Below are 25,075 nucleotides of genomic sequence, written 5' to 3' on the forward strand. Positions count from 1 at the left end.
AAGCAGGTAAACTAGGCATTTTTGACCCTAAATTTAAAACATTTATAACTCTTTCCTAATCTGTAGAGTTTTCAGATAAATATAGTTTATACAACTCTGCAAAGCCTGTTTTTTGAATAACCTTTTCGACTTTTATATGCTCATAGATAGACTATTTATCAAAGATGGGTAATCTTAAAGAGAAAAAATGGCACAAAAAAACTGCTTACTAAGGAGTAAGCAGTGGTTTCTTTGAAAACAGGTTTACCTCACTACAAAAGGTTTACTTACATGTTGTTTGTCTGTAACCACGTGTAAAATATACATGCCCTTGTGTTGTTGAGCATTATTCCAGGTAAAGATTTGCTTGCCTGGCAATAGCTTACCTTTGAACACCTGAGCAATTTTTTTCCCTTCTATACTCATCACCTGCACTACCCCATAAGCAGCCTGTGGCACATTGAGTTGCAAATGGATGCTGCCTTGTGAAGGATTGGGGTACAAGGTAGTGATAGTGGCAGTATTTTCGGGCGATAAACCTACTGGATCATCTTTACGATATTCAAATGCCCCTATGTCAAAAGTGGCACTATTGGGGCGGTTAAAACCACTAAAATCAGCGTTGACTCCAAAGCTTTTAGCTGCGTCCAAACCTGCATCTATTGCTTTAGATCCCTCCATTAGTTTAAAATTGTTGGCGTTGGCTTCTGGGTTTTTGGCATTGGCAAAATTTACCTCACTTATAGTAGGAGCAAAAATATTGTTTTTGATAAATTCTTTAGCAGCATCACGTAACTCTTTAGAATTAAAATCTATATAGTTTTCATCAAACCCCTTCCAGAACGATTCTTTTTCATATTTGATGTTGGGTGCCACAATCAAGTTGTTGTAAAAAATCCGGCGCCAATCAGCTTTTTCGTCTTGTTGTAAGGCAGAAGAAGAGTTGTAAAAAATACCTGATACTCCTGCTCCAATAATGGTGTTATTGATAAAATAATAGCCCTCTCTGAAATCAAGCCTATGCCTTGACAAACGGTTGTGAGCAAAAATGCCGTGTCGTTCCGAATTGACAATGATGTTGTTATAAAAGAAGGTATCTTGATTAGAAATGATTTGCACTCCTGAGCCCTTGAGTTGATTGGGATCATTAGAGTTATTTTTGTAGGCGCTGAGTTGGTAAATAAAGTTGGCGTAAAACCTGCCTTTGGTGCCGCCACCAATCGAAAAGCCAAAGTTTTGGAACAGCTCTTTTTCAGTTCCATAGCCTATCACTGTGTTGTTGTAGACCCTGGTATCTTGTACAGCAAGGTTGATTTGTATGCCATCCCAACCTGCCCTTTCTATCAGGTTGTTATAAATATGCACCGATTTTAGCAAGTGGGCATACATAGGTTTACCACTGCAGTATTTGTTGGTATTTTCATACCCACCAGTATGACCAATATACATTCCTTCGCCTTCGGTATCGTGAATATAGCAATCGTGTATTTTAAGGTCTTGCAGCGTAAAGTTAGGGCGCCAGGTTTCAGCTTTGTTGCATTCAGGGTCAGTTTTTGCCATAATTCCAGCAAACCCAGTGTTTTGTACCTCTACATTTTCTACTTCTATATTGGTAGATAAACCCTTGATATCAACCCCTGTACCTACCGCTTTTTGTACTTTAAAACCATATTTTACCGAAGCATCGCCTGCACCAGATAACTTAACATAACGGCTGGCTAATATTTGAATTCCATTATTTGTCACTACTTGCCCCCCACAATTTTTAATAATTACTGGTGCGCCATTGCCTCCTGTTATATTAATAATCCGAAGCCCGTTGTATACCCCAGCCTCAATGCACAAGGTGTTCCCTTGGCGTATTTTGTCATAAGGAGGTTGAGTACCGTCTATTTGACTAAAACCATTGACAACATCACTGGGCTTGAACGTAAAGTCACAACCACAGTCTTGTGCAAGGGTAGCTTGTAAACAAAATAGAGAGAAAAGTGAAAGGAAAAAAAGACGTTGAACATTCTGTATGTGAAACATGACGTTTTCTTGATGCAAGAACTGCCAAACCACCTTATGTCATATTCTATACCTCAATATTGCTTAACAAAACACATAACAATGCTATCTGGTGATAGTTTCACTATTTTTGGTGCAGCAATATGTAATTAAAATGCAGGCAATTTTTTTGTGATAAATGCACAAAAAAAGAAGAGGTTTAATATAAAATTCATCAGGCGCAAAACAGTTCTTTTGTGATTAGGATACTTAAGTATAGTTTTAGGTTGTTAATTCTGCAAGCAATGTGTTTTCAACCAAAATAACGAATATAAGAGCAACTTGTTCTTAAAAACACCCTTAAATACTTAGAGATGTGCTTTTTTTTGGCAGAGTGCATTACAAGGAGCTCTAATTGTGATATATGGCTATCTAAATCGTTTTTTAACGATGATAGTAAAGGTAAGATGTGTGTCTGGTTGTGTACGAAAGCGAATAATTAGAAAGATTAGTTCATCGAGTTTATATTGATAAACCCTATTATTGGGGTAAATAGTAGAGTTTCAGGCTTACCTTTAAACCGTTCCTCAACAGGCTGTGTATAAAAAGCAAATGAAGCAGGTTTCTATAGCCCTAAACAGTAGAACCCCACACACCCTAAAAAGAAATTGTGTAACGTTAGATCATAATAAACTTACTCGTAGCATAGTTTCCTATTTTAATATTAATTCTATAAAACCCCCGGCGGGCATTATTCCAATTAAAAACACGTTGCCCAGCCCTTAGATAACCACTGAACAACTGGTGTACTTGCTGTCCACCTATTCTTTCTATCTTGATAAATCCTTTACCCGATAGCCTAAAATTACATTTAAAGCTTACTCTATTTCCTGCTTTGTTGGCAAAAATAAACACTTTTGCCTGGTTGCGTTCGCTGTACTCAAATGCCCCTGCATCAGGTTTGCCTCCTGTACCTCGGCTTACCCCGTTAAAGTCAGTACTAAACCCAAAACTACGAGTATTGCCACGCCCAGCATTAATACCCTGAGCACCCTTTGTCAAACGGTAATTGTTGGCGTCAATGACCAAGTTGTTGGCGCTGGCAAATCTCGCTTGTTGGGCACTTGCTATCAATATATTTTTTTGTATGCTGGCTTTGGCATTGTCTCGCATAGACTTACTGTTGAAATCTATGTAATTTTCGCTCATTCCTTTCCAGGTGCGGGTTTTATGGTGGGTAGCACGTGGGGCAACCACTAAGTTATTGAAAAATATTCGTTTCCAGTTCAGCTTTTCGTCTTTTTGGTGAGTAGATGCCGAATTATAAAATATGCTTGACAAACGTGATCCTACCAAGGTATTGTTCAGGAAGTAGTAGCCTTCCTTAAAATTGAGCATTCGACTAGACAAACGATTATGAATGAAAATAGCGTGGCGTTCAGAGTTTACAATCACATTGTTGTAAAAGAAAGTATCTCCGTTAGAAATAATCTGAATTCCTGAGCCTTTGAGTTGGTAAGGGTTACGTGCTCGACTTTTAAAGGAGTTAAGTTGATAAATAAAGTTCGAGTAAAACCTTCCTTTAGTACCACCACCTAGCGACCAGCCAAAGTTTTGATGAGCCCTTTTTTGTGTACCATACCCTATCACTGTGTTACGGTAAACCCTTACATCTTGTACCGCAAGATTTAGCTGAAAACCATCCCAACCTGTGCGCACAATGATATTATCATAAATGCGTACTGATTTAAATAAATGCCCAAATATTTGACGTCCTCCACAACGACGGTTAGATTTTTCATATCCTCCGGTATACCCTATATACATTCCTTCACCGTGGGTGTCATGAATATAACAATCGTGTATTTTTAGGTTATAAAAGGTAAAGTTTCTACGCCAGGTCTTAGGCTTGTTGCATTGAGGGTCAGTTTTTGCCATAATTCCGGCAAATCCGGTATTTTGCACCTCTATATTTTCTATCTCTACATCCGACGACAAACCTTTGATATCTAGTCCTGTACCTTTAGCCCGGTTGATTTTTATCCCATATTTTACCGAAAAGTGTCCAGCTCCCGAAATCTTAAGGTAACGACTTCTTAATACTGTAATACCGTTGTTGGTTGTTACTTTTCCACCACAGTTTTTGATAGTAATAGGTCTACCTTTGCTCCCCCTGAAGTTTACAAACCTCAACTCTTGATAGTTGCCCGCTGGAATACATAAAGTGCCCCCTACACGCAGCCGGTTATAAGGTGCCTTGCGTCCATCGAGAATATTTATTCCTCTTGGATTATTGGTTTTAAAAGTAAGGGTACAGCCACAGTTTTGACCCAGCGACGCGCTGTAGTTGATAATAGATAAAATTATAATCAGTAATAGATGTTTTGAAACCTTGTAGTAATACATGAAACCTGGGGTTGTAAAGTAAAATATAGTGGAAGCTGATTGTGAGTAGATATAAGAGTATGTTTAAATTTTGTCTTCGGAGTTAAAAATGATGAGTTTTTTGTGCTGGCGAGATATATTTTTAAGTGAATAGCTTTAGCTATTGACGCAAAAATTAACGAAGTCAGCGCGTAAAAACTGTAAGTCCCGAACTTGTATTCGGGGACACTTTTTTAGCCCAGATTATGATTTTTAAACATACTCTAAATGTGAATTTACGATTCATTTATGGATTTATGAACTTTAGGAGGCTAAACGATGCTTAATCATTGCATTGGTAGATGATGCATGGTATTAAGACAAGGTAAGGGGGGGGGAATAGTTTGTTTATGGGTGTTTTAGTAGAATGGTTCAGGTAGGGGAGGGGCAACAAAAAAACCCGTTTGATAAAAACGGGTTTCTTGGTAAAATTTTATACCGATTAATAGTTGAGCTTTTTCTCTTTGTGTTTTTTCAACTGTCTTCTAAGGCTTTCAACTGCCTGATCGGTAGCTGCTTCGAATGATGTAGCGTGTTCTTTAGTAAATAGAATAGTTCCGGGAATATTCAGTTTTATCTCTATTACTTTATTATCATAACGGTGTTCGTTTTTTTCCAGTCTAAGAAATACTTCACCGTCTATAATTCGGTCGTAAAAAGTTTCCAGTTTGTTGGCTTTTTGCTCTATAAATTCTGTGAGCTTGGGGTCCGCATTGAAATGTACGGAATGAAATTGTAGTTTCATAAGCTATTTGTTTAATTGTTAAACCTATGCTTTAGGGTGTGCTTGATTAAATATTTCTTTAATTTGATCAAGCGAATTATGGGAGTATGCCTGAGTAGTACTTAATGTAGTATGCCCAAGCATATCCTTTACTTCATGTAAATCAGCCCCTTTGTTTAGCAGATGCGTAGCAAAAGAGTGCCTCAGTACATGTGGACTCTTTTTTTCCTGATCAGTAATCAATTGAAGATACTTTTTTACAGTACGATAAATTAACATAGGGTAAGCCTGCTTACCCTCGTCTGTAACCAATACGTGGTTATGTACTAGTTTGCCATAAGTTTGTTGCTTACTTTTTTCATATTGCTGCAAAAGTTCAAGCAACGGTTTGGCTACAGAAATGTTTCTCTCTTTCTCTTTTTTTAGATTATTTTTTTCTGGTATTCTAATCTTTAATTTTTGAAAGTCAACATGTTGAATTTGCAGGTTAATCAGCTCAGAAAGACGCATGCCTGTACCATAGAGGATTTCTATAGTAAACTTGTCTCGCAAACCTTCAATACCTGCGGGGTATTGTACTGTATTGAGTAACTGCAGCATTTTTTCCTCTTCCACAAAAACAGGTGCTTTTTTGGGCACTTTCATTGGTTTGAGGCGTTGTGCAGGATTTTTCTTAATAAATCCTTGATTTTGTAAGTATTTGTAAAATGATTTGAGGGTGGCAATTTTTCTATTGATAGAGGTGACGTTGGCTTTCTCTTCAGTGAGTTGCAGCACCCATGATCTAATCATGTTATGGTCGGCGTGTTCAGGCTCTTCTAGCCGGTGTATTTCCTGAAGATAGGTAGAAAATTGCTGGAGATCGTGATTGTAAGAAGTAATAGTATTTTGGCTATATCTTTTAGCTAATATATGCTTCAAAAAGGATTTTATCATACAAATCTATTGTTATCCCTGCGAAATCTTTCGATGACTCTATTATAAAATATAGGTCATAAACCCCCTTCGGAAATTAGTTAAGAAAAACCTACATCATCCCAAAAATATCACATTAGGAACAATGTAGGCGACTTAACATAAACATAACAATAAAATTTTAGACTAGCAAGGAAATTACTAAGAATTATTTTCCTTATCAGCCATGTGTTGACGGTAACGAGCACGCAAAACTTCATTGCGACGAGCAACAGAACCTTTTTCAAAATAGCTGCGTTTTCTGATTTCCTTAAGAACACCTGTGCGTTCAAATTTCTTTTTAAAGCGTTTTAACGCCTTGTCGATAGATTCGTTTTCTTTAACGTTGATAATAATCATACTAAAATTATATAAAATGGTTGTTTTGGGTGAATCTCCAAAATAGAGGCGCAAAGATATAAAAAAACTATTTATTCCTCAATAGTCTTTCAGTATTATGTGGGCTAAATTACAAGAGAATTGTTTTTTTTATGAAAAAACGTCATTTATAAACTGTTTTAGAGATATTGAGCTTTGGGAAAATCAACTATTACTTAAATAAGTAGCGTCATGAAAGTACCTCCAACAATAATTTTAACGGCAATAGAGCCTGGTTTGGCGTATGCCTGGGAACAAATATGTGGTGACTTGAAAAACGTAGAAATAGTGCAAGGCTCTATTCTCAATGTCAACTGTGAGGCTATAGTGAGCCCTGCCAATAGTTTTGGGTTTATGGATGGAGGGATAGATGCATTGTATACCCGATATTTTGGAGAACAGTTACAGGAGCGTTTGCAGCAATTGATTCGAGAGAAACACCATGGAGAGCTGTTGGTAGGCAATGCAGATATTGTACTCACTCAAAACCAACAAATTCCTTATTTGATAGCAGCACCTACCATGCGGGTGCCTATGGTACTCAACAATTCGGTAAACCCTTACCTTGCAGCCAGAGCTGTGTTGTTATTAATATTGAATGGCAGTTTTCCTGATGGACAACCGATTGCCGATGTAATCAAAAGGGTGGCGTTTCCCGGACTGGGTACAGGAGTAGGACAAGTGAGTTTTGGCACTTGTGCTGCTCAAGTAAGACAAGCCATCGAAGAGGTATGTTTTGGTAAGGTTGAATTTCCTAAAAGTTGGGTAGAAGCAAGTCAACGGCACCAAGCGTTGTATGGGCAAGATTTCAAGGATTTGCAACAAGGTTCATAAGAAAACATTGCCATATCTGCAATACGGCAATGTTTTGTAATACAAGTATAAATTAGTGGCGACTAAAGTTGAACCAGGTATATCGACGTTTTTTTAGATCAATGTCTTTTTCACGTACCCGTCCATCTCTAAAAAAATATAACTCAACCCGTCGGGTATTTTGCATGTAATTGTTGTAATACACCTTTGCACCTCTAGAGGTGGTGCGTGAATAGTGCAAGTTTTCACTTACTTTTTGCCCATTGTTAAAAAACCAAGTGGCTTGCACTACTTTGTTCGACCTGGGCTGTACATTTACATAGCGTACATCACTTTGCTGAGTATAAAAATTACCACTGTATGGATTGCTTTTTTTGCGTGGTTTTACTTTTCGTGGCTTGATTGTGTTGTAGCCCTTTTCTATAGCCGCTAAACGTTGGTTGCGTGGAGGGTGAGAGTGTGAGCCATAAGGGTTGGCAAGTTTTGCCATAGCTGCTTTTGCCTGGGCGATACTTGCTCCCATCTTGGCCAATACATAGCCCGAAAAATAGTCCGCTTCCAACTCTTTAGAATGGGTACTGCCTTCCCGGTCAAGTACATGGTCAAAATAGTGGTGCCCTACCTCATGAGCAAGCACACTTACAGAAGCCCACTTTGTACCTGTTTGATAGTCAAGTGCCTCTACAAATAAGTTATCATAAGTGATAAACCGTCTGCCATTGTGCATGTGTGCATACGCATTATTAATTCCATTACGTTCTTGCAATACAAAATTTTGCTGCCAATCGGGTACTTGGCTTACAATACGTTTGATGTAGTTGGCTGCCTCATCTATCGAAATAAAACTGTTAATCGAGGATTGTTTTTCTTTAACTTTGTTGATAGACTTTTGAGAAGGAATGAGTACACCACAACGGTTGTATTGTGCCTGGCTTAACCAAGGCATAAAGATGAGTAATGACAAAAGAATCTGTTTTTTCATAAGTATCAATGGTTACATATAGTGGTAAATAAACGACAAAAGGAGTGTGGTAGTTTATAGCAACGCCATTCTACCAACACTCCTTTTAATATTTTGACCTGAGAGGTGCTTAGTCTAACAAACCAAATACCCTCTGGAGCAAGTCATTAACTCTTGCTGTTACGTTTTTACGTATTTTTGTTTCTTCCCCTTCTACTTTAAAAAATAAACCGTCTAAGGCTTTTCCTGTCACATAAGTGCCCAAATCGGCAGGAATAGGCTTAGCACCTAGTACTTGTACCAAAGGGTTGCTGGCGTATTGGTTATAAGGAGTAGCAATCTCTGACCATAATTGAGTCAGCCCTACTTTGCTAAGCGAATTATTGATTTTTGGTGCGTATAGGCCTTGTAATTGAGTGAAGGTACCTGTTTTAAGAAAGCTGGTAGCAGCATTGTCGGCGCCAAATAAGATATTACGAGCATCAGTAAAGGTCATGCCAGTAATGGCATCTTTGAATATAGGAGCGGCTTCGTTGGCGGCATCCTCGGCTGCTCTATTCATTTTAAGTACTACTTCGGTAAGCAAAGTTTCAGAACCAGGAACAGCTGTTTTTATAAAGCTGGTAGCATTTTGAACCTCATCTGGTAATAAGATTTTGATTGCTTGGTTGGCAAAATACCCATCAGTTTTAATTAGCTCTTGTACCCCGTTTCCAATGCCCACATCTAAAGCAGATTTTAATCCAAGGGCAATATCATCATCTGAAACTCCTGGTTCGGCAGCTTTTTGTAGCATATCGCAGGAGCTAAACAAGGGGGCAAGTCCAAGAAGAAAAATAAAGGTGAAAATCTTTTTCATGAGTTGTACTATCTTTATAAAAGAAAATGAGGAATCTTCAAAGTTTATAATATTGTTGTTAACGAACTTGCCAAAGAGAGGTTGGTTGTTTTTAGAACAATGGCGTGAAAACACCGGGTAAGCAATAGGTGCCATATACAAAAAGCCAGAATTTACCTCAGTAAACCCTGGCTTTTGCCTCTCTTGGTGAAAAGCGTCTAGTGTTTAATTCTTTTTTTTGTCTAGTTCTCCAAATACTCGCTGTAATAAGCTTGTTACACGTGCTACCGGATTATCCCTGATCTTACCTTCTTCTTGTTTTACTTTATAAAATAAACCAGAAAGTGCTCTATTTGTAACGTAACTACCTAAGTCGGCATTGATAGGTTTTACCCCTTGAATAAACTTACCTACAGTAGAGTTTGCAAACTTGTTGTATGGGTCGGCTAGTGCTTTCCAAGCTTGAGTAGCACCTACTTTTCCCAATGAGCTGTTAATTTTAGGCGCATAAGCAGAGGTTAACCTAGCTTGGGTCTTGCTTTTTAAGTAAGAAGTAGCTGCACTATCGCTGCCAAACAAAATACCCTTGGCATCATTGATACTCATACCAGTAATTGCATCTTTAAAAATAGGAGTAGCCTCGTTAGCTGCATCTTCAGCAGCCCGATTCATTTTCAGTACCAGGTTATCTAATAAGTTTTGCCCGTTGGGTACATGCTTCGTAATCAGGTTTTGAGCTTCTTTTACTTCTTTTGGTAAGAGTATTTTTAGTATACTACTGCCAAAGTATCCGTCCTTTTGCATGAGCTGTTTTACTCCATTACTAATGCCTACACTCAGCGCCTCCTTCAAACCTGAAGCAATTTGCCCTTCAGTCAGGGGTTTGGCTATAGCCCCACTTTTATTGATTGTATTGGCTACATTGGTCAATGTATCACACCCTTGTACAAAAGGAATTAATAGAATTAATCCCCAGAAGTATTGACGTAAAGTTTTCATTTTATCAGGAGTTAGATTTTAATATCTTGAACAAATAAATGTGGGGTAAGTTAAAATTATTCAATGAAGTATCCAACCTCCTTACATATTGAATTTACTATACATAGGTTATGAGATTATCAGAAAAAACGAAGCTTTATTGAAACAAACTCTATCTTTGTATTAAAATAATAGTGTTGTTATGAACTTAAAGGACAAAGTAAAAGAACTTGCGCAAAAGTATTCAAACGAGGTACTGAGTGATCGAAGGTATTTACACGCTCATCCTGAGTTATCCTTCCAGGAGCACAACACCGCTAAATTTGTAGCAAACAAGCTAAAGTCTATAGGGCTTACTCCCATTGAAAATATTGCTGGTACAGGAATTACTGCATTGATAGAAGGCAAAAAACCTGAAAGTAAAACGGTAGCTTTGCGTGCTGATATGGATGCCTTGCCTATTGTGGAACAGAATGATGTACCTTATAAGTCAACCAATGAGGGCGTGATGCATGCCTGCGGGCATGATGTACATACCTCGTCATTGTTGGGTACGGCAAGAATTTTAAATGATTTGAGGGGACATTTCGAAGGAACTTTTAAGCTTATATTTCAACCTGGCGAAGAGATGAGTCCAGGAGGAGCTTCCTTGATGATTAAAGAAAATGTGCTTAAGGCAAACTTAAATAAGGCTGCGCCACGCAGCATATACGCTCAACATGTAGCCCCCTTTATAGAAGTGGGCAAAGTAGGGTTCAAGCCTGGACCTGTACTGGCGAGTTGCGACGATATATATATTACTGTAAAGGGTGCTGGAGGGCATGCTGGTACTCCTCATGAAGTAGTAGACACAATATTGATTGCTTCACAAATAGTAGTGAGTTTACAACAAATTGTTAGTAGAAATATTCCGCCTCATATTCCAGCTGTGTTGTCTTTTGGTAAAATAGTAGGGGAGGGGTCTACTAATATTATCCCGGCAGAGGTAAAAATTGAAGGTACATTCAGAACGTTTGACGAAGAATGGAGAAAAAAAGCCCATGAAAATATCGTTCGTTTGGCGAAAGCCACTGCACAAGGGATGGGAGGAGATTGTGAGATAGAAATAGAAATAGGTTACCCTTATCTAAATAATGCCATTGATTTTACAGAACGATCTATGGTATATGCACAAGAATTTTTGGGTAAAGATAAAGTGGAGTTGTTGCCCAATGTAATTATGGGAAGCGAAGACTTTGCTTTTTACTCTCATCATATAGATGCTTGTTTTTATACCTTAGGTGTGAAAAATGAGGCGAAAAATATTACGGATGGTTTGCACACCCCCCGCTTTGACATAGATGAAGGCGCAGTGGAGATTGGAGTAGGGTTGATGACATGGATGGGGTTGTGCGAGTTGAAACAATTATAAGATAAACACAGAACATTGGTATAAAAATACAGAGAAACCGTTATGGAAGAGTTGAAACCTAGAGTAAAAGAACTAGCCAAAAAATATGCAGAAGATATTCTGACTGACCGTAGGCATATTCATGCCAACCCAGAACTTTCTTTTGAAGAATACAAAACCGCAGAATATGTGGCCAATCGCCTGAAATCGTTTGGACTTACCCCACAAGAAAAAGTGGCGAATACTGGGCTTACTGTATTGATAGAAGGCAAAAACCCCGAAAGTAAAACGGTAGCTTTGCGGGCTGATATGGATGCTTTGCCTATTACAGAAGCAAATGATGTTCCTTACAAGTCCACCAATGAAGGGGTAATGCATGCTTGTGGGCATGATGTACACACCTCCTCTTTGCTGGGTACTGCACGCATTTTGAGCGAAATGACGGACAGTTTTGAGGGAACGTTGAAGTTGATTTTTCAGCCGGGAGAAGAAAAAATCCCTGGTGGGGCATCTTTAATGATCAAAGATGGAGTACTCAAGGCTTTGAAGCATACACCAGCCCCAAAAAGCATTATAGGGCAACATGTGATGCCATTTTTGCCAGTAGGTACCATTGGTTTCAGAGAGGGGTTGTACATGGCGAGCGCCGATGAAATTTATATTACTGTAAAAGGGAAAGGTGGGCACGGAGCAATGCCTGAGAAAATTATAGATCCAGTGTTGATCAGTTCGCACATAATGGTGGCCTTGCAGCAAATTATTAGTCGCAATTGTGACCCTAAAATGCCTTCTGTACTGTCGTTTGGGAAAGTAGAAGCCAAAGGAGCTACCAATATAATACCTGATGTGGTAAAGATAGCAGGAACTTTTAGAACCTATGATGAGGCTTGGAGGGCAGAAGCACATAAACGAATGAAAAAAATGGGTGAAGGCATTGCTGAGGCAATGGGGGCTACTTGTGATTTTGACATTCACGTAGGTTACCCACACCTCAAAAACCATCCTGCGCTTACCCAACGTATGCGCCAGGCAGCCGAAACATATATGGGGAAAGAGAATGTAGTGAACCTTGACTTATGGATGGCAGCTGAAGATTTTGCTTATTACTCTCAAGAAGTAGACGCTTGTTTTTATCGTTTAGGTACGCGTAATGAAGCCAAAGGTATCGTCTCGTCAGTACACACACCTACTTTTGACATAGACGAAGATGCTTTGGAAATAGGAGCAGGGCTGATGAGTTGGTTAGCGCTCAACGAATTAAAAGGTTAATTAAAAAATAAATGCATCCCCCTGATAAATATGAAGAGCTTGTCAGGGGAATTGGTGTAGGGGCTTGTATAAAGTGGATGGCAAGGAGCAAATAATGATTTTGAAGCAAGCGCTTACAAAAAGTAACCTTTATCTTCATACAATAATTTACAGAGTCATTACTTTTTTGTATAATTTCGCAGCTTCAAAATGCTACTCAAAAAAAGCAGCATAGATTATCTGGTATTGCAAAACAGGGGAATGTCCTGCAATGCAAGTTAAACATTACTGTAGTAAAAACAAGTATGGGTCGAATTAACCAAGAGAAGTCAGGTGTTTTAATAGTACAATTGCTAGGGCTTATTTTTACTTTTTTGCTGGCTTTGCAACTATTAATATTGGCGTTTGATTTATTGGGGCAGCGTTATGTAGAGCAAATCATTGTGGCCACTTCTAACCCTTTTATCAACTTGTTTATTGGGTTATTGGCAACAGCTATTATCCAAAGTAGTTCTACCATCACCTCATTAACTGTGGTAGCAGTGGCAGCAAATACTTTGAGCCTGGAAAGCGCCGTGTTTATTGTCATGGGGGCAAACATTGGAACAACAGTAACCAGTACCCTGGCATCGGTAAGCCATGTAAGCCAGCGAAAAGAGTTTCGAAAAGCAATTGCTGCGGCTACTTTACACGATTTTTTCAATATTTTTACTACCCTCATACTTTTTCCTCTTGAGTATTATTTTGGGGTGTTGTCATCACTCGCCCGTACTCTATCGGCGGCTATTCAAGGAGGAGCCCCAGGCGACCATCATCACATTCCAAATCCGTTGGGGCGTTTGTTTACCCCCATTACCCAAAGTATCAATAGTTTTCTTGGCAACAATAGTTTCATTACGCTTATCACAGGTTCAGTATTGTTGTTTGTGGCAATACGTACGATTTCTTATTTGCTTAAACCTAAGTGGGAAAAGCAAACTTCTAAGGTATTGGAACAAAGCCTGTTTGGGCATCCATTCAAAGCATTACTGTCAGGTACTGTCATCACTGGCATTATGCAGTCTAGCTCGGTAGTGTCTACCTTGATTGTGCCCATGGTAGCTACCAATAAGCTGTCGTTAAGAAGGGTATTTCCCTTTATTATGGGGGCTAATTTAGGAACAACCTTTACAGCACTGGTGGCGGCTTTTTCTAAATCTGAAACAGCCCTAAGCATTGCCTTTACCCATATTTTGTTCAACATTATTGGGGTCTTGTTGTTTTTTCCAGCTACTCCATTGCGCAATCTACCCTTGTGGTTTGCCCGACGTTTGGGTAATGCTACTTTAAGTAATCGTTTGTATGGTTTTGCTTACATTATTCTTACCTTTTTTATTATTCCCTTTTTTCTGATTTTCTTCTCACAAAAATCTGCGATAAAGCAAAACACCTCATCAAAAACACCTTCTATAATAAAGGCAAAGGAGGTACAAAAAAATAAGGGAAGTCAATAATTTGTAAGGAGAAATTGAGAAGGGTATAAAATAGAGTAGGGATGTACAACGTACATCCCCACAATGAATCAATCAAAAATTAAACAATCTCTAAACTTAAAAAAACAAATCAAATCCACACTATTTGTGTTTTTTCGCTAAGTGATTCGCCGCATTGGCGTCTTCCTGTAGCTTTAATAACTTTTGTTTACTTATTTGAGCAACTCCGCAGGCTTGAGATTTTTCGCCTTTTTGGTTGGAAGGAGTTACCTTAAAATACACCTGTTTATTTATATTTTTTAGCAATTCTTTGGTGGTACTTAACTCAAAAGTGAGTGGTACATTTTGCAAAGATGCTTTATATCCTTTCTGAATACGCTGGTTTTTTATTTCTTCCCATTTCTTTCCATCTATGCTCTGGCTTAGTGTTACCTGAGTAGTGGTTTTGTCAAGGCTTACCAACAAATGGAGTACAAAGTGGGTTTGCCCCTGATAGTCTTGTACTGTATCAAATTCCTGATAATTTCGGTTATAAGCCGACTGATACTTTCTTGCTTTATTTTGTGCTTGTATTGAGTAAAAATTGCCTGCCAGTAACAAAGTTATACAGGTAATCCAATACGACTTGGTATTATTTTTTTCTATCATTTTTTTAGGCCATCATTTTTGTAAGTTCGTATAATTTCTGTTTGATCAGTGCTTGGTTGAATATTTTCCTTTTGAATGTACATTTTTCCTTCAAGGAACATTACAAAGTTATGGGTTTAAATAGAAAGCAGAAAATTTCGTTTTATTGTTGCCTCGAAAGGCAAGTAAGAATTTGTACTAAAAAAATGCTTTTCAAAATTTGATGTGTTTATTTGCCCTGAATTTGAAGCTGGAAAAAACAAAATAAATTGCTGAACAGGTAAAAAAAATACAAAAGCTTTTTGAAACATTCTATTTTCAGTAAGTGATTGATATACAGTGATTTATTTGCTTTTAATTCTTTGCTTGGGTATATACTGTAGCCCTACAGTCCGTCGTTTGTTTGGGTAAGAAAAAAATAAAGCCGTTTTTAATTACACAAATGCTATTTTTTACAAAAAAATGATAAAAAACTCTGGTGAAAACCACACAAATAGGTCATTTCGTCTGATAAAACTGATCAAGCGTTGTTGGAAGTATCGCCTGATAAGGTTGCCGTTACTTGGATTAATGGGTGCCATTGTGTTGTTTTTTATTCTGAGTTGGATATTCCCTTTGCGCGTAAAAATAGAGTACTCTCAATTGATGCTGGCAAAGAACGATCAGGTATTGCATGCGTTTTTAACCTCTGACGATAAGTGGCGAATGAAAACCGAGCTTGATGAAATTATTCCTAAGCTCAAAAAAGCCATTGTATACAAAGAAGATAAATATTTTTATAACCATTGGGGGGTAAATCCTATAGCCATAAGCAGGGCATTGCTTAATAATGTATTACAAGGGCGTAAAACATCGGGAGCGTCTACCATTACGATGCAGGTAGCCCGATTGCTCTCGCCCAAAAAACGTACTTATGCCAACAAAGTGATTGAGATGTTTCGGGCGTTGCAGTTGGAGTGGAAATATTCAAAAGATGAAATATTGCAAATATACCTCAACCTGGTACCTTATGGGGGCAATATAGAAGGGGTAAAGGCAGCTTCCTTATTGTATTTTGGGCGAATGCCCCACCAACTGAGCCTTGCCCAAATCACTGCTTTGGCAATCATACCTAACCGTCCTACTTCCTGGGTAATAGGACGCACCAACGAAGCTATAGTCAAAGCCCGCAACAAATGGCTTAAGCGTTTTGGCAAGGCCAATATCTATGAGCCAAGGTTTATCAAAGCAGCGTTGGAAGAGCAGCTTCAGGCTACAAGAAGCGAAGCCCCTCACGAAGCCCAACACTTGGCGTACCGCTTGCGTAGCCGTTACCCTACCGAATCGATCATTCGAACTACTATTGACAAATCTAAACAAGATAAAATACAACAACTGGTAGCAAACTATGTACGTCGCCTTAAGGTAAAGGGTATTTACAATGCCTCGGTGTTAGTAATAAACAACCACACCAAGCAAGTAGAAGCTTATTTAGGTTCCCCGTTTTTTTATGATAAAAAACATGCGGGGCAGGTAGACGGAGTAAGAGCTGTACGTTCGCCAGGGAGTACACTCAAGCCTTTGGTGTATGCCTTGGGTTTTGATCAGGGTAAACTCACCCCTAAGTCTACAGTGGCCGATGTACCCATTAATTTGAACGGGTATAGCCCCGAAAATTTTTACAAAAAATTTAATGGTATAGTCAATATAGAAACTTCTTTGGCAAACTCGCTCAACATTCCGGCTGTAAAAGCCCTTCAGATGATAGGGGTACACTATTTTATCAATAAATTGCGTGAGGCGCGGTTTGAACAAGTGGTAAAAGACGAGAAAAAACTGGGGTATTCTATGATTTTAGGGGGGTGTGGGGTTACACTGGAAGAACTCACCAATTTGTTTTCGGTATATAGCAATGCTGGACGTTATACTAACTTACGTTATCTCAAAAATGATACAATTACCACCAACCGAAAGTTGATTAGCCCTGCTGCTGCCTATGTAATTACCGAAAATCTGACCAAAGCCAATCGCCCTGACCTGCCTTCATCGTTTGAAAATACTATTCGTATTCCGAAAGTAGCCTGGAAAACAGGCACCTCTTATGGACGGCGCGATGCTTGGAGCATAGGTTATAATGCAGCATATACTGTAGGGGTGTGGGTGGGTAATTTTTCGGGCAATGGAGTCAAAAGTCTAGTAGGAGCAGAGGTAGCTACCCCTTTATTGTTTCAAGTGTTCAACGCTATTGACTATAACTCTAAAAAAGAATGGTTTAAAGCCCCCAAAGACTTAAAGGTACGTTGGGTATGTGCCGAAACAGGTTTACCGCCTAATAGTTTTTGCGAAAGTCAAGTCATAGACTATTACTTGCCGTTGGTGTCTTCTACGCAAAAGTGTGACCATTTGAAAAAGGTTTTTGTATCGCCCAATGGTAAAGAGTCTTACTGTGTGACTTGCCGAACCGAAGGTAAATTTAAAACGGCGCTTTATCCAAATCTTGCCCCTGAAATGGTGGCTTTTTATAATATGGAAGGTATTGCCTACCGCAAAATACCCCCACATAACCCAAGGTGTACCAGGGTGTTCGAACATCCTGCACCAGTCATCAATTCTTTGTCGACAAATAAAGAGTATATTGTAGACCGTGACGATCCTCCTGAGCTAATGTTGACTTGTATAGCCCATAATGAGGTGAAAACTGTGTATTGGTACATCAACGATCAATTTTATAAGGCAGCAAGCCCCAACGATCAGGTGTTTTTTAAGCCTACACGTGGCATGATCAAGGTATCATGCAGCGACGATCAGGGCAAAAGTTCCAGTATCAGTATCAGGGTTTTATATGAGTAGCTTTAGTGGCTTTATTATTGAAAAGAGGGTAAGCGTGACTGTATAACTATGATCAGCAATGGATGCACAAGAAAAGAATAATCTACAAAAACTTTTGTTGAGCGATGACCCTGCCAATGTGTTACTGGCTGTTCAGTTGCTCTACTCTTATACCCTAGACGAAGACTTGTGGGCGGTTTTATTGTATATTCGCTTGAGTAATGCTTATGATAAAAGCCTGACTCATGAGCTGTGGCAATTGATTGTGAATAAGGTACCAGCGAAGAAAGTAGAGCATAACCTTCACTTTCAAATTCGTTTCCAACATGCCAGCGCCAATCATGAGTTAATTATGCTCACTACTTTTCATCAAACAATCCCTCTTAACTTACAACTATGCATTGAATTGCTGCTGAGCAATGCTGCTCCTGAACCCTCTCCTGTAAAGCTGATAGAATACGCTAACTTTTGTTTAGAACACAACTTAGCTACTCAAAATATCCCATCTTTTCAGAATTGTGTCTATCTAAGGTTATACAATCAATACCATAATAGTGTATATGCTCATTCTTTGGATGGGTTGGCAGTGTTTACCAATCTTAAAGAGTTGACCATTAATAAAAATATAAAACTTCACCTGCCCGACCAGCTTGACCAACTAAGGTATCTGGAAACGCTTTACTTGAACAATTGCTCGTTGGATGAGTTCCCAAAAGTAATCTCACGCATTACATCCTTAAAAAAACTACAGGTATACCATTGTGCTTTGCCAAATATTGATGAGAGTATTAGTAACTTGGTAAATTTAGAAGAGTTAAGGATTGCTTCGGCCAGGCTGACCCAACTGCCTGCCAGCCTTGGTAAGTTGCCAGAAATAAAGTATTTAGAGGTATCGGGTGCTCTATTGACAACTTTGCCCAATATACTAGGACAATGCCTGAGTTTAGATCAGTTAAATGTAGCAAATAATGAAATAAGGGCATTGCCTGATAGTTTAGGGCAACTTACCCGGCTAAAAACGTTGGATGTAAGTAATAACCTGCTCAGCAGACTGCCCAATAGCCTAACAGCTTGTAAGCAGCTAGCAGTGCTTCATATTAAAAACAATCAGATAAAAACATTGCCTATTAATATAGGTACGCTTGCTCATTTGACATCGTTCAATGCAGAACATAATCAACTAGGTAGTTTGCCTGAGAGCATTGCAGAGATAAGCACCTTGGGCAACTTGTTTTTGAATAACAATTACTTGACAAGTTTGCCCGAACAGCTGGGACAACTTAATTGCTTGACCATGTTGTATGTCAACAATAATCAACTTACTCAACTGCCCGAAAGCATGACGCAGTTGGTAAACTTGAGGTATTTGTTGTTAAAGAGGAACAAACTCGGTGTGTTGCCAAAGAATATTGGGCGGTGGCGAAACTTAGAAGTAATCAATCTTAATCATAATCGGTTTGACCATATACCTGAGGCTTTGTTTGATTTGCCCAAGCTTCAGGGGGTAAATATTAGAAACAATCAAGTAGCTGTCATTCCCTCCAATGTAGGAAAGGCAACCAATTTACGTAACCTAAACGCGAGTGAAAACTGTATACGAGTATTGCCTGCTTCCATAGGAAAACTGGGTACGCACCTGGCAAGCTTACATTTGGCTAAAAACCAATTGACTCAGGTACCAGAAGAAATTGGTAATTTGCTGCACTTGGTAACACTCGACCTAAGCCATAATCAGCTTACTGAGCTGCCAACAAGCATTACCCAACTCGAAAATTTACAAGAGCTTTACCTGAACAATAATCAGCTGAGGGCTTTACCTGCAGCGATTCATCGGTTGAAAAACCTCCGGGTGTTGAAAGTAGATCATAATCAGCTGGAGGAATTGCCTAAAGGTTTAGATCAGTTGCCGTTTTTAAAAATATTGACAGCTGCGCACAATCAACTAGAAACTTTGCCTGTAAACTTTACCCGTAGCAGCCAATTGCACCAGTTGGTATTGGCACACAATCAACTCAAAGCATTGCCCAGTGATATAGGAGATTTGAGTAATTTAGTTTTGTTAGACTTACAGGGGAATGCACTGACTGACTTGCCCACAAGCATGAGGCAATGTCAAAAACTAAAAAAATTATTACTCAATGATAATCAATTGAAAAGTATAAGAGTAGAGGGGTGGCAGGAGCTTCAGTACCTGGCATTGAAAAATAACCAAATGGCTGTTTTGCCCGAAAACCTGCATCAGTTGGTAGGGCTTAGAACTTTATATTTGAACAACAATCCCATTACAGCCATAGGAAAGAAAAACTTACAGAAATTATTTAGAAAGCACACCAATGTGTTGGTGTAAGCACATAAAAAAAGCAACTAACTGCACAGTTAGTTGCTTTTTTTTAAAAGTAATGCTTACTTTTTCTTATCAAATTGCTTTTGCAGCTTTTCGATGATTTTTTCTGACTTGGTTTTGGGCATGATTGGGTCAAGCTTACGCAAAACACTAAATAATTGCTTTAAAGTTTTGGCATCTTTTTGTTGAAACGATTGTGCATATAAATTGTCTAGTATACCTACTGCTACATTGAGGGCACGATCGCCATATTCATCTTTAAAGTCTTGGGTGTGCGCAAGAAAATACTTAAACTCTCTTGACTCAGGGTCGCGGGTATAGGAAGTCATAATTTTGAACACATTTTTGTCATACAACAACTCTTTATCTGTTACTTTCTTGAAGTAATTTTTCGCTACGCTTGCCTCAGCATTATCTACAGCTGCAAGGTATTTATTTAAAAACTCCTTGCTACGGTCTCCTTTGGCAAATTTTTCGTGTAAGGCAGGAATCTCCAAAGCACTTTTACCTACTTCAATAAATTCGGCAGGTTTCATGTACCCTAGTTTTTTGTATACAAGTTTACCCTCGCCATCTACAAACAAGTAAGTAGGCATGGCGGTCACTTTGTATTTAGACGCAATGGGACGCCCTGTTTCAGATTCCACGTTAATTTTTACCGGGATAAAATTGGTATTATAATATTCTCCTACATTCTTTTTTACAAACACCTGCTTGTCCATCATTTTGCAGGGGCCACACCAAGTGGCGTAAGCATCTATAAAGAGCAATTTTTTTGTCTTTTTGGCTTTTGCCAAGGCTTCGTCCCAACTACCTTTAAAGAATTGAATACCTTGCTTATCCTCCACTGGAGTTTTGGCTGTAGCCAACTGGCTGAAAGCAACCAGAGCAATGACTAATAAGAGTGAGTGTTGAACAGTTTTTTTCATAATAGAATTGAATTAAAAGTATGCAACCAGATCCCAGGTTTTGAGCATTTGGCTTTTTTTTAACACTTTATTGAATGTAAATAATAATTCTTTGAAGGAAAACGTGTACATGAAGTACAAAAGTGTGACTACTGTCAAACTATATGTTTACTTTGGTAAACCTACTTTCAAGACCTAAAGTTTAGGTAAGGGCGGTTAATAACATTTTGTTAATGTTTTTTGGTGCGGGCAAAAGTTCGTTTGCGGACTTGAAACCAAACCAAACCAAACAATATGATCAACAAAGGAGGCACCAACATATTGAACCATTGCCATTTAGTACCATCTTGTTCTATTCTTAGCTTGTCTAGTGGGCGTAAAGTGATTTCTCTGTTTTTGGCCTCAATTAGATTACTCTCATTGACCATATACTCTATTACATTGACAACAAAGTCGCGGTTTTCGAAGAATACCTTATTTTTTCCTATATAGCCTATCCCCAATTGAGTCGGAACCACTCGTTTGCGTTTGGGTTCAATACGCGCTCCATTGCGAACAAAGTCACCATCACTACATACAAACACCTGGGTAGGTATACTTTGGTCTTTTTTTAGTTTTTTGTGTTTTTCCCGATAAGGGTATTTGGTAGGCACGGGCTGTCCGGCAAACATAGACTTAAAGCTACCCTCGAGCATATATGCCACAGGCAAATGTTTTTGGGTATACTGGCTTGGGTCAGGTTTTTTTTGTGCCTCGTTGTACACTATTAAGGCAGGAGTTTTTCGTGTCTTCGAGTATTTAGAGGTAAGCAATAAGGGCGTTTTTTTTATCCCATTTGCTTTTACCGTGTCTATAGTGCTGGCCATTTTTAGCTCTACCATTCCTATGTTTTTAGTAGTGAGGTGTTTGCCAAACTGATTGATAAAAGGTTGGTAAGTCCAGCGCACTGGTTGAAAGTTAGGACGATTGCCCATGTTGCCTATATTCATGGGAATAGAGCTACTTTGTAAATCCATTACCAAGTCACTGTTGAGGCGCACCCCATACCTAAACAACAAGTCGGTAAGGTTGTGGTTGTAAGGAAAAGTAAAAGAGCCAGTGCCTCGCATTACACTGTCCATATGTACTCCCACGGCATCTACAAAAAATAGGGCTTTGCCCCCATTCATAATATATTGGTCTAGCTTGTACTTATCTACCCGCGAAAAAGCACTGTCTGGCTTTGCCAATACCACGGCATCCAGGGTAGAGTCAATGATCTCACTGTAGGGTAAGTTTACCCGGAATATTTGGTAGTTTTTAAGTTTGAGTGCACTTTGAAGGTCAGCTATCCGCAAAGGATTGAGCTCACCGTGCCCCTCAAGAAAGCCTATACGTTTTTTGCGACTGCCTATAATATTTTGAATGGCCGATATTAGGTTAAACTCTACGTTTTCGATAGATTGTTTAATCATTTGTTGCTCTGCAATGGCGTTGCGGTTGCGGTGTTCATAAATGTTTTTGAGCAGGATGGTACCCATTTCATACTTTTTATAAAAAATCAATGCCCCTGGGTACACTGCTTTTACAGTACGGGCATCCTTTTTATTGGCCTCTATCGAGGTAGGGCGCACTCCTTTTACTTCGAGGCTATCCAGAAAAGCCTTGCCTTTTTTGCGGTCACTAAAATCAAACGGGTTCACAAAACGGTATTTGAGCTTATTGCCTGCATATATCTTAAACTCATTGAGTGTTTCACGAATAGCGGTTTGTAAGCGTTTGTAATCGGGGGGAAGCTCGCCCTCAAGGTACACATTGATAGACACCTCATCGGGCAGGTTTTTTAAAACTTTTTTGGTGGCAGACGAAATGGTGTACCGTTTTTCTTCGGTAAGGTCCAGGCGGAAGAAAAATTGTCCCGCAACCAGGTTCAGTATCAGGATGATAGCCAACCCTATAGCAAATTGTATTAGATGTTTTGAACGCATACAATAATCTCAAACAATGATTTTTTACATAAAGTGTTTTTGATAACGTGATCAAGCACCTTTTTGTATTTGTACAAATATAATCTTTTTTGATCTTGCCCTAAGAAACTGCCTTTTTTTTTAACAAATTTGTGTCAAACAGTATTCTTATTGTATGAAAACCCTACTATGTGTTGTTATGGGGCTGCTATTATGGAGTTGCCAGACTAAAAAGGTGAATCAACGAGAGGTGGCTATTTATCAGACTCTGCGGGAGGCTGCTCAACAACAACGCCAGGACGTACACTATTTTACCCGACAAGCCCCTGACTCACTGGAGCAGGTATACCAATTAATTGTAAAAAAAGCCACCACTATAGACCAGGCATTGGTAGCTCTAAACGATACATTGGTGCAAAAGGCAGGCAAAGGAGTAGACACCAAAACCCAAGCACCCAAACAAGCTTATGAAACAGCCCAAACCCACCAAATACTCAAGCCTAAGCTGGTGCAGTTAAATCAAACACTGAGGCAGTATTATGAGTTTCTGAAAGTGAAGGCAAAAGGGGTACCTGTGCCCGATCTTAAGGTGTATGATGAAAAGTTGTACAGTCGTTATTTTGAAGGGACACCCCTGATACAATGCTTGCAGATGTTGCAGCAACTAAGAAATGATGTATGGTTTAACGCCAACCTGGTAAGTCAACGGTTGAGCTATTAACGAAACAATGAGCTATTTTTCCAGATGGATGGTCTGTATATTGGGAGGTATTATTTGCCTTAGTAGTTGTAACAAGACTGGTAAAACCTTGAACCCGGCACGGGAACAAAAAATACTTGAAACTTTGCAACAACGTAGCCATTGGTGGCACCAAGAGCACAAGTGGTTTGTAAACAATCTAAAGCAACATCCCAACCACCCGGCTAAAGCCCAACTGCCTGTCATTGAAAAATTGCTGAACCACACCTATGAACTGGTAGAGTATATAGAACGGGTAAAAGCCGATTTGGTCAGAATTGTGGGCAAAAATAAAGACCCTGAGACTGGGTTGCCTGTACATATCAACAGAAAACATGAAGTAGGGCGTTTTTTCAAATACTTTGAGTCTGAGTTTCATGCCAATTACTCGTTTTTCTATACCCTGCTCAACCGACAATTAACGGCTGCCCATAAGCCCACAGTGGTCAATAGGTTTGGTGGGGCATACGGGCTCGACAATTATGAAACAACCTTTGGCGATACTGCGCTTATAGAAGCCTTACAAGCCTTGGTTTTGTTACAAATCAAGGCTTTTGAAGACGCCCATCTTTTATGGAAAGATGCTGGGTTTGACCATAGGAACTTTGAGCCTGCATTGTGAGATAAATTTAGAACAAGTTTTATGAAAAACACCAAAAAAAATCTACCTGTCCTGTGTATCGAACAATTCAAGAACGACAAGCCCTATTTGCCTTATTTTTACATCAAAAAGTTTGAAGAGCACGTGCGCGACTATGATTTTATTAGTAAATCGCACCGCCACGACTTCTTTTTTATGGTGTATTTTACCCAAGGTTCGGGCACCCATACCATCGATTTTGTGACTTATCCTATTCAGCCTGGTCAGGTTTTTTTTATGTCACCAGCTCAAGTACATTCCTGGGAGCTATCGGCAGACATAGATGGCTTTGTGGTATTTTTTAGTGCCGAGTTTTACCTCAAAGACTTTGCACAACATAAGTTGTTCAACTTTCCGTTTTTTAATACCACCCAATACCAACCCCTGTTAGAACTACCTGTTTCGCACACGACCATGGTTTCTCAAATATTTGAAGAAATGTATGCCGAGTTTAGACAACAAGCCAAACAAGTAGACGAAGTACTGCAGGCTTACCTCAATATTTTGCTGGTCAAGCTTTCGCGTATTTATCAGCAACACACTACTGCCAACGTTTCCGGGCACTTGATGCACCAAATCAGGCAGTTAGAAACGCTCATCAATGAACATTACATACAAGAAAAAAGTGTTCAGGCTTATGCCAAAATGATGCACCTTTCGGTAAAACAGCTCAACCATGTGTGCAAAACTGCCCTTAATAAATCAACCTCAGAGCTTATTCAGGATCGGGTAGTGTTAGAAGCCAAGCGTTTGTTGGTGCATTCTGACCTAACTATTGCCCAAATAGGGGCACACCTGGAGTATTTTGACAATGCGTATTTTGCTCGTTTTTTCAAAAAAGTGACAGGGCTTACCCCCGATCAATTTCGTAAAGCTGTCTGATTTGTACCACAAAAACCGCCATTTGTCCAGCCA

General features: G+C 39.1%; 20 protein-coding genes. 9 read left to right on the forward strand and 11 right to left on the reverse strand.

The features are described 5' to 3' along the window. Positions 1-243 precede the first annotated feature (243 nt). The 5 genes from Q0954_RS18015 to rpsU all read right to left on the reverse strand — a co-directional run bounded on the left by Q0954_RS18015 (position 244) and on the right by rpsU (position 6,430). Positions 244-2,010 carry a choice-of-anchor Q domain-containing protein gene (locus tag Q0954_RS18015; protein ID WP_299458931.1) on the reverse strand — a complete coding sequence of 589 codons (1,767 nt, stop codon included), beginning with the start codon at positions 2,008-2,010 and terminating at the stop codon, positions 244-246. Between the two features lie 636 nt (positions 2,011-2,646). Continuing rightward, positions 2,647-4,374 carry a choice-of-anchor Q domain-containing protein gene (locus Q0954_RS18020; protein ID WP_299458933.1) on the reverse strand — a complete coding sequence of 576 codons (1,728 nt, stop codon included), beginning with the start codon at positions 4,372-4,374 and terminating at the stop codon, positions 2,647-2,649. Between the two features lie 460 nt (positions 4,375-4,834). Next, positions 4,835-5,137 (reverse strand): ribosome-associated translation inhibitor RaiA, encoded by a 303-nt coding sequence (gene raiA / locus Q0954_RS18025; protein WP_002698638.1) that lies wholly within the window; start codon positions 5,135-5,137, stop codon positions 4,835-4,837. Positions 5,138-5,161: 24 nt separating this feature from the next. Beyond that, a complete protein-coding gene (locus Q0954_RS18030) occupies positions 5,162-6,052 on the reverse strand; it encodes a tyrosine-type recombinase/integrase (protein WP_299458935.1) in 891 nt (296 codons plus the stop codon). Positions 6,053-6,232: 180 nt separating this feature from the next. Continuing rightward, positions 6,233-6,430 (reverse strand): 30S ribosomal protein S21, encoded by a 198-nt coding sequence (gene rpsU, locus Q0954_RS18035; protein ID WP_002698643.1) that lies wholly within the window; start codon positions 6,428-6,430, stop codon positions 6,233-6,235. A gap of 210 nt (positions 6,431-6,640) precedes the next feature. Here rpsU and Q0954_RS18040 point away from each other — a divergent pair, with 210 nt between their 5' ends. Next, positions 6,641-7,282, forward strand: a complete 642-nt coding sequence (locus Q0954_RS18040) for a macro domain-containing protein (protein WP_299458939.1) — start codon at positions 6,641-6,643, stop codon at positions 7,280-7,282. Positions 7,283-7,334: 52 nt separating this feature from the next. Here the strand turns inward: Q0954_RS18040 and Q0954_RS18045 are convergent, their stop codons facing one another. The 3 genes from Q0954_RS18045 to Q0954_RS18055 all read right to left on the reverse strand — a co-directional run bounded on the left by Q0954_RS18045 (position 7,335) and on the right by Q0954_RS18055 (position 10,059). Further along, positions 7,335-8,243, reverse strand: a complete 909-nt coding sequence (locus tag Q0954_RS18045; RefSeq protein ID WP_299458941.1) for a hypothetical protein — start codon at positions 8,241-8,243, stop codon at positions 7,335-7,337. Between the two features lie 109 nt (positions 8,244-8,352). After that, complete coding sequence (locus Q0954_RS18050) at positions 8,353-9,081, reverse strand: DUF4197 domain-containing protein (protein ID WP_299458943.1); 729 nt, start codon at positions 9,079-9,081, stop codon at positions 8,353-8,355. A gap of 204 nt (positions 9,082-9,285) precedes the next feature. Further along, positions 9,286-10,059 (reverse strand): DUF4197 domain-containing protein, encoded by a 774-nt coding sequence (locus tag Q0954_RS18055; protein WP_299458945.1) that lies wholly within the window; start codon positions 10,057-10,059, stop codon positions 9,286-9,288. 181 nt (positions 10,060-10,240) lie between these two features. Between Q0954_RS18055 and Q0954_RS18060 the strand changes: the two genes are divergently transcribed. From Q0954_RS18060 to Q0954_RS18070, 3 genes are all read left to right on the forward strand, one after another. After that, positions 10,241-11,449, forward strand: coding sequence for a M20 family metallopeptidase (locus tag Q0954_RS18060; protein WP_299458947.1), 1,209 nt, complete (start codon positions 10,241-10,243; stop codon positions 11,447-11,449). Between the two features lie 42 nt (positions 11,450-11,491). Further along, complete coding sequence (locus tag Q0954_RS18065) at positions 11,492-12,697, forward strand: M20 family metallopeptidase (RefSeq protein ID WP_299458949.1); 1,206 nt, start codon at positions 11,492-11,494, stop codon at positions 12,695-12,697. 284 nt (positions 12,698-12,981) lie between these two features. Beyond that, entirely contained in the window at positions 12,982-14,169 is a 1,188-nt protein-coding gene (locus Q0954_RS18070; protein ID WP_299458951.1) for a Na/Pi symporter, read from the forward strand. A 120-nt stretch (positions 14,170-14,289) separates the two neighbouring features. On the opposite strand, the gene Q0954_RS18075 is transcribed toward Q0954_RS18070, so the two are convergent. Then, positions 14,290-14,796, reverse strand: coding sequence for a hypothetical protein (locus tag Q0954_RS18075; RefSeq protein WP_299458953.1), 507 nt, complete (start codon positions 14,794-14,796; stop codon positions 14,290-14,292). Positions 14,797-15,237: 441 nt separating this feature from the next. On the opposite strand from Q0954_RS18075, the gene pbpC reads away from it, so the two are divergent. Beyond that, entirely contained in the window at positions 15,238-17,604 is a 2,367-nt protein-coding gene (gene pbpC / locus Q0954_RS18080) for a penicillin-binding protein 1C (RefSeq protein ID WP_299458955.1), read from the forward strand. Between the two features lie 58 nt (positions 17,605-17,662). Further along, on the forward strand, positions 17,663-19,930 hold the full coding sequence (locus Q0954_RS18085; protein WP_299458957.1) for a leucine-rich repeat domain-containing protein: 2,268 nt from the start codon (positions 17,663-17,665) through the stop codon (positions 19,928-19,930). 56 nt (positions 19,931-19,986) lie between these two features. Here Q0954_RS18085 and Q0954_RS18090 read toward each other — a convergent pair whose 3' ends face one another. Together Q0954_RS18090 and gldG are read right to left on the reverse strand one after the other, a co-directional pair. Then, entirely contained in the window at positions 19,987-20,856 is an 870-nt protein-coding gene (locus Q0954_RS18090; RefSeq protein WP_299458959.1) for a thioredoxin family protein, read from the reverse strand. Between the two features lie 209 nt (positions 20,857-21,065). Next, positions 21,066-22,802, reverse strand: coding sequence for a gliding motility-associated ABC transporter substrate-binding protein GldG (gldG, locus tag Q0954_RS18095; protein WP_299458961.1), 1,737 nt, complete (start codon positions 22,800-22,802; stop codon positions 21,066-21,068). 154 nt (positions 22,803-22,956) lie between these two features. On the opposite strand from gldG, the gene Q0954_RS18100 reads away from it, so the two are divergent. Genes Q0954_RS18100 through Q0954_RS18110 form a run of 3 tightly spaced genes read left to right on the forward strand, consistent with a single transcriptional unit; the run spans position 22,957 to position 25,042 of the window. Further along, on the forward strand, positions 22,957-23,502 hold the full coding sequence (locus Q0954_RS18100) for a hypothetical protein (protein ID WP_299458963.1): 546 nt from the start codon (positions 22,957-22,959) through the stop codon (positions 23,500-23,502). 7 nt (positions 23,503-23,509) lie between these two features. Further along, on the forward strand, positions 23,510-24,142 hold the full coding sequence (locus Q0954_RS18105) for a hypothetical protein (protein ID WP_299458965.1): 633 nt from the start codon (positions 23,510-23,512) through the stop codon (positions 24,140-24,142). 21 nt (positions 24,143-24,163) lie between these two features. After that, positions 24,164-25,042 (forward strand): helix-turn-helix domain-containing protein, encoded by an 879-nt coding sequence (locus Q0954_RS18110; RefSeq protein ID WP_299458968.1) that lies wholly within the window; start codon positions 24,164-24,166, stop codon positions 25,040-25,042. Positions 25,043-25,075: the final 33 nt, after the last annotated feature.

The organism is uncultured Microscilla sp., from assembly GCF_947493425.1.
Classification (GTDB): Bacteria; Bacteroidota; Bacteroidia; order Cytophagales; family Microscillaceae; genus Microscilla.

Coding starts and splice junctions, on each gene's coding strand:
- gldG (WP_299458961.1), bottom strand. CDS start 22,802: ATGCGTTCAAAACATCTAATACAATTTGCTATAGGGTTGGCTATCATC.
- Q0954_RS18110 (WP_299458968.1), top strand. CDS start 24,164: ATGAAAAACACCAAAAAAAATCTACCTGTCCTGTGTATCGAACAATTC.
- Q0954_RS18015 (WP_299458931.1), bottom strand. CDS start 2,010: ATGTTTCACATACAGAATGTTCAACGTCTTTTTTTCCTTTCACTTTTC.
- Q0954_RS18065 (WP_299458949.1), top strand. CDS start 11,492: ATGGAAGAGTTGAAACCTAGAGTAAAAGAACTAGCCAAAAAATATGCA.
- Q0954_RS18070 (WP_299458951.1), top strand. CDS start 12,982: ATGGGTCGAATTAACCAAGAGAAGTCAGGTGTTTTAATAGTACAATTG.
- raiA (WP_002698638.1), bottom strand. CDS start 5,137: ATGAAACTACAATTTCATTCCGTACATTTCAATGCGGACCCCAAGCTC.
- Q0954_RS18100 (WP_299458963.1), top strand. CDS start 22,957: ATGAAAACCCTACTATGTGTTGTTATGGGGCTGCTATTATGGAGTTGC.
- Q0954_RS18050 (WP_299458943.1), bottom strand. CDS start 9,081: ATGAAAAAGATTTTCACCTTTATTTTTCTTCTTGGACTTGCCCCCTTG.
- Q0954_RS18045 (WP_299458941.1), bottom strand. CDS start 8,243: ATGAAAAAACAGATTCTTTTGTCATTACTCATCTTTATGCCTTGGTTA.
- Q0954_RS18090 (WP_299458959.1), bottom strand. CDS start 20,856: ATGAAAAAAACTGTTCAACACTCACTCTTATTAGTCATTGCTCTGGTT.
- rpsU (WP_002698643.1), bottom strand. CDS start 6,430: ATGATTATTATCAACGTTAAAGAAAACGAATCTATCGACAAGGCGTTA.
- Q0954_RS18060 (WP_299458947.1), top strand. CDS start 10,241: ATGAACTTAAAGGACAAAGTAAAAGAACTTGCGCAAAAGTATTCAAAC.
- Q0954_RS18020 (WP_299458933.1), bottom strand. CDS start 4,374: ATGTATTACTACAAGGTTTCAAAACATCTATTACTGATTATAATTTTA.
- Q0954_RS18040 (WP_299458939.1), top strand. CDS start 6,641: ATGAAAGTACCTCCAACAATAATTTTAACGGCAATAGAGCCTGGTTTG.
- pbpC (WP_299458955.1), top strand. CDS start 15,238: ATGATAAAAAACTCTGGTGAAAACCACACAAATAGGTCATTTCGTCTG.
- Q0954_RS18055 (WP_299458945.1), bottom strand. CDS start 10,059: ATGAAAACTTTACGTCAATACTTCTGGGGATTAATTCTATTAATTCCT.
- Q0954_RS18085 (WP_299458957.1), top strand. CDS start 17,663: ATGGATGCACAAGAAAAGAATAATCTACAAAAACTTTTGTTGAGCGAT.
- Q0954_RS18105 (WP_299458965.1), top strand. CDS start 23,510: ATGAGCTATTTTTCCAGATGGATGGTCTGTATATTGGGAGGTATTATT.
- Q0954_RS18075 (WP_299458953.1), bottom strand. CDS start 14,796: ATGATAGAAAAAAATAATACCAAGTCGTATTGGATTACCTGTATAACT.
- Q0954_RS18030 (WP_299458935.1), bottom strand. CDS start 6,052: ATGATAAAATCCTTTTTGAAGCATATATTAGCTAAAAGATATAGCCAA.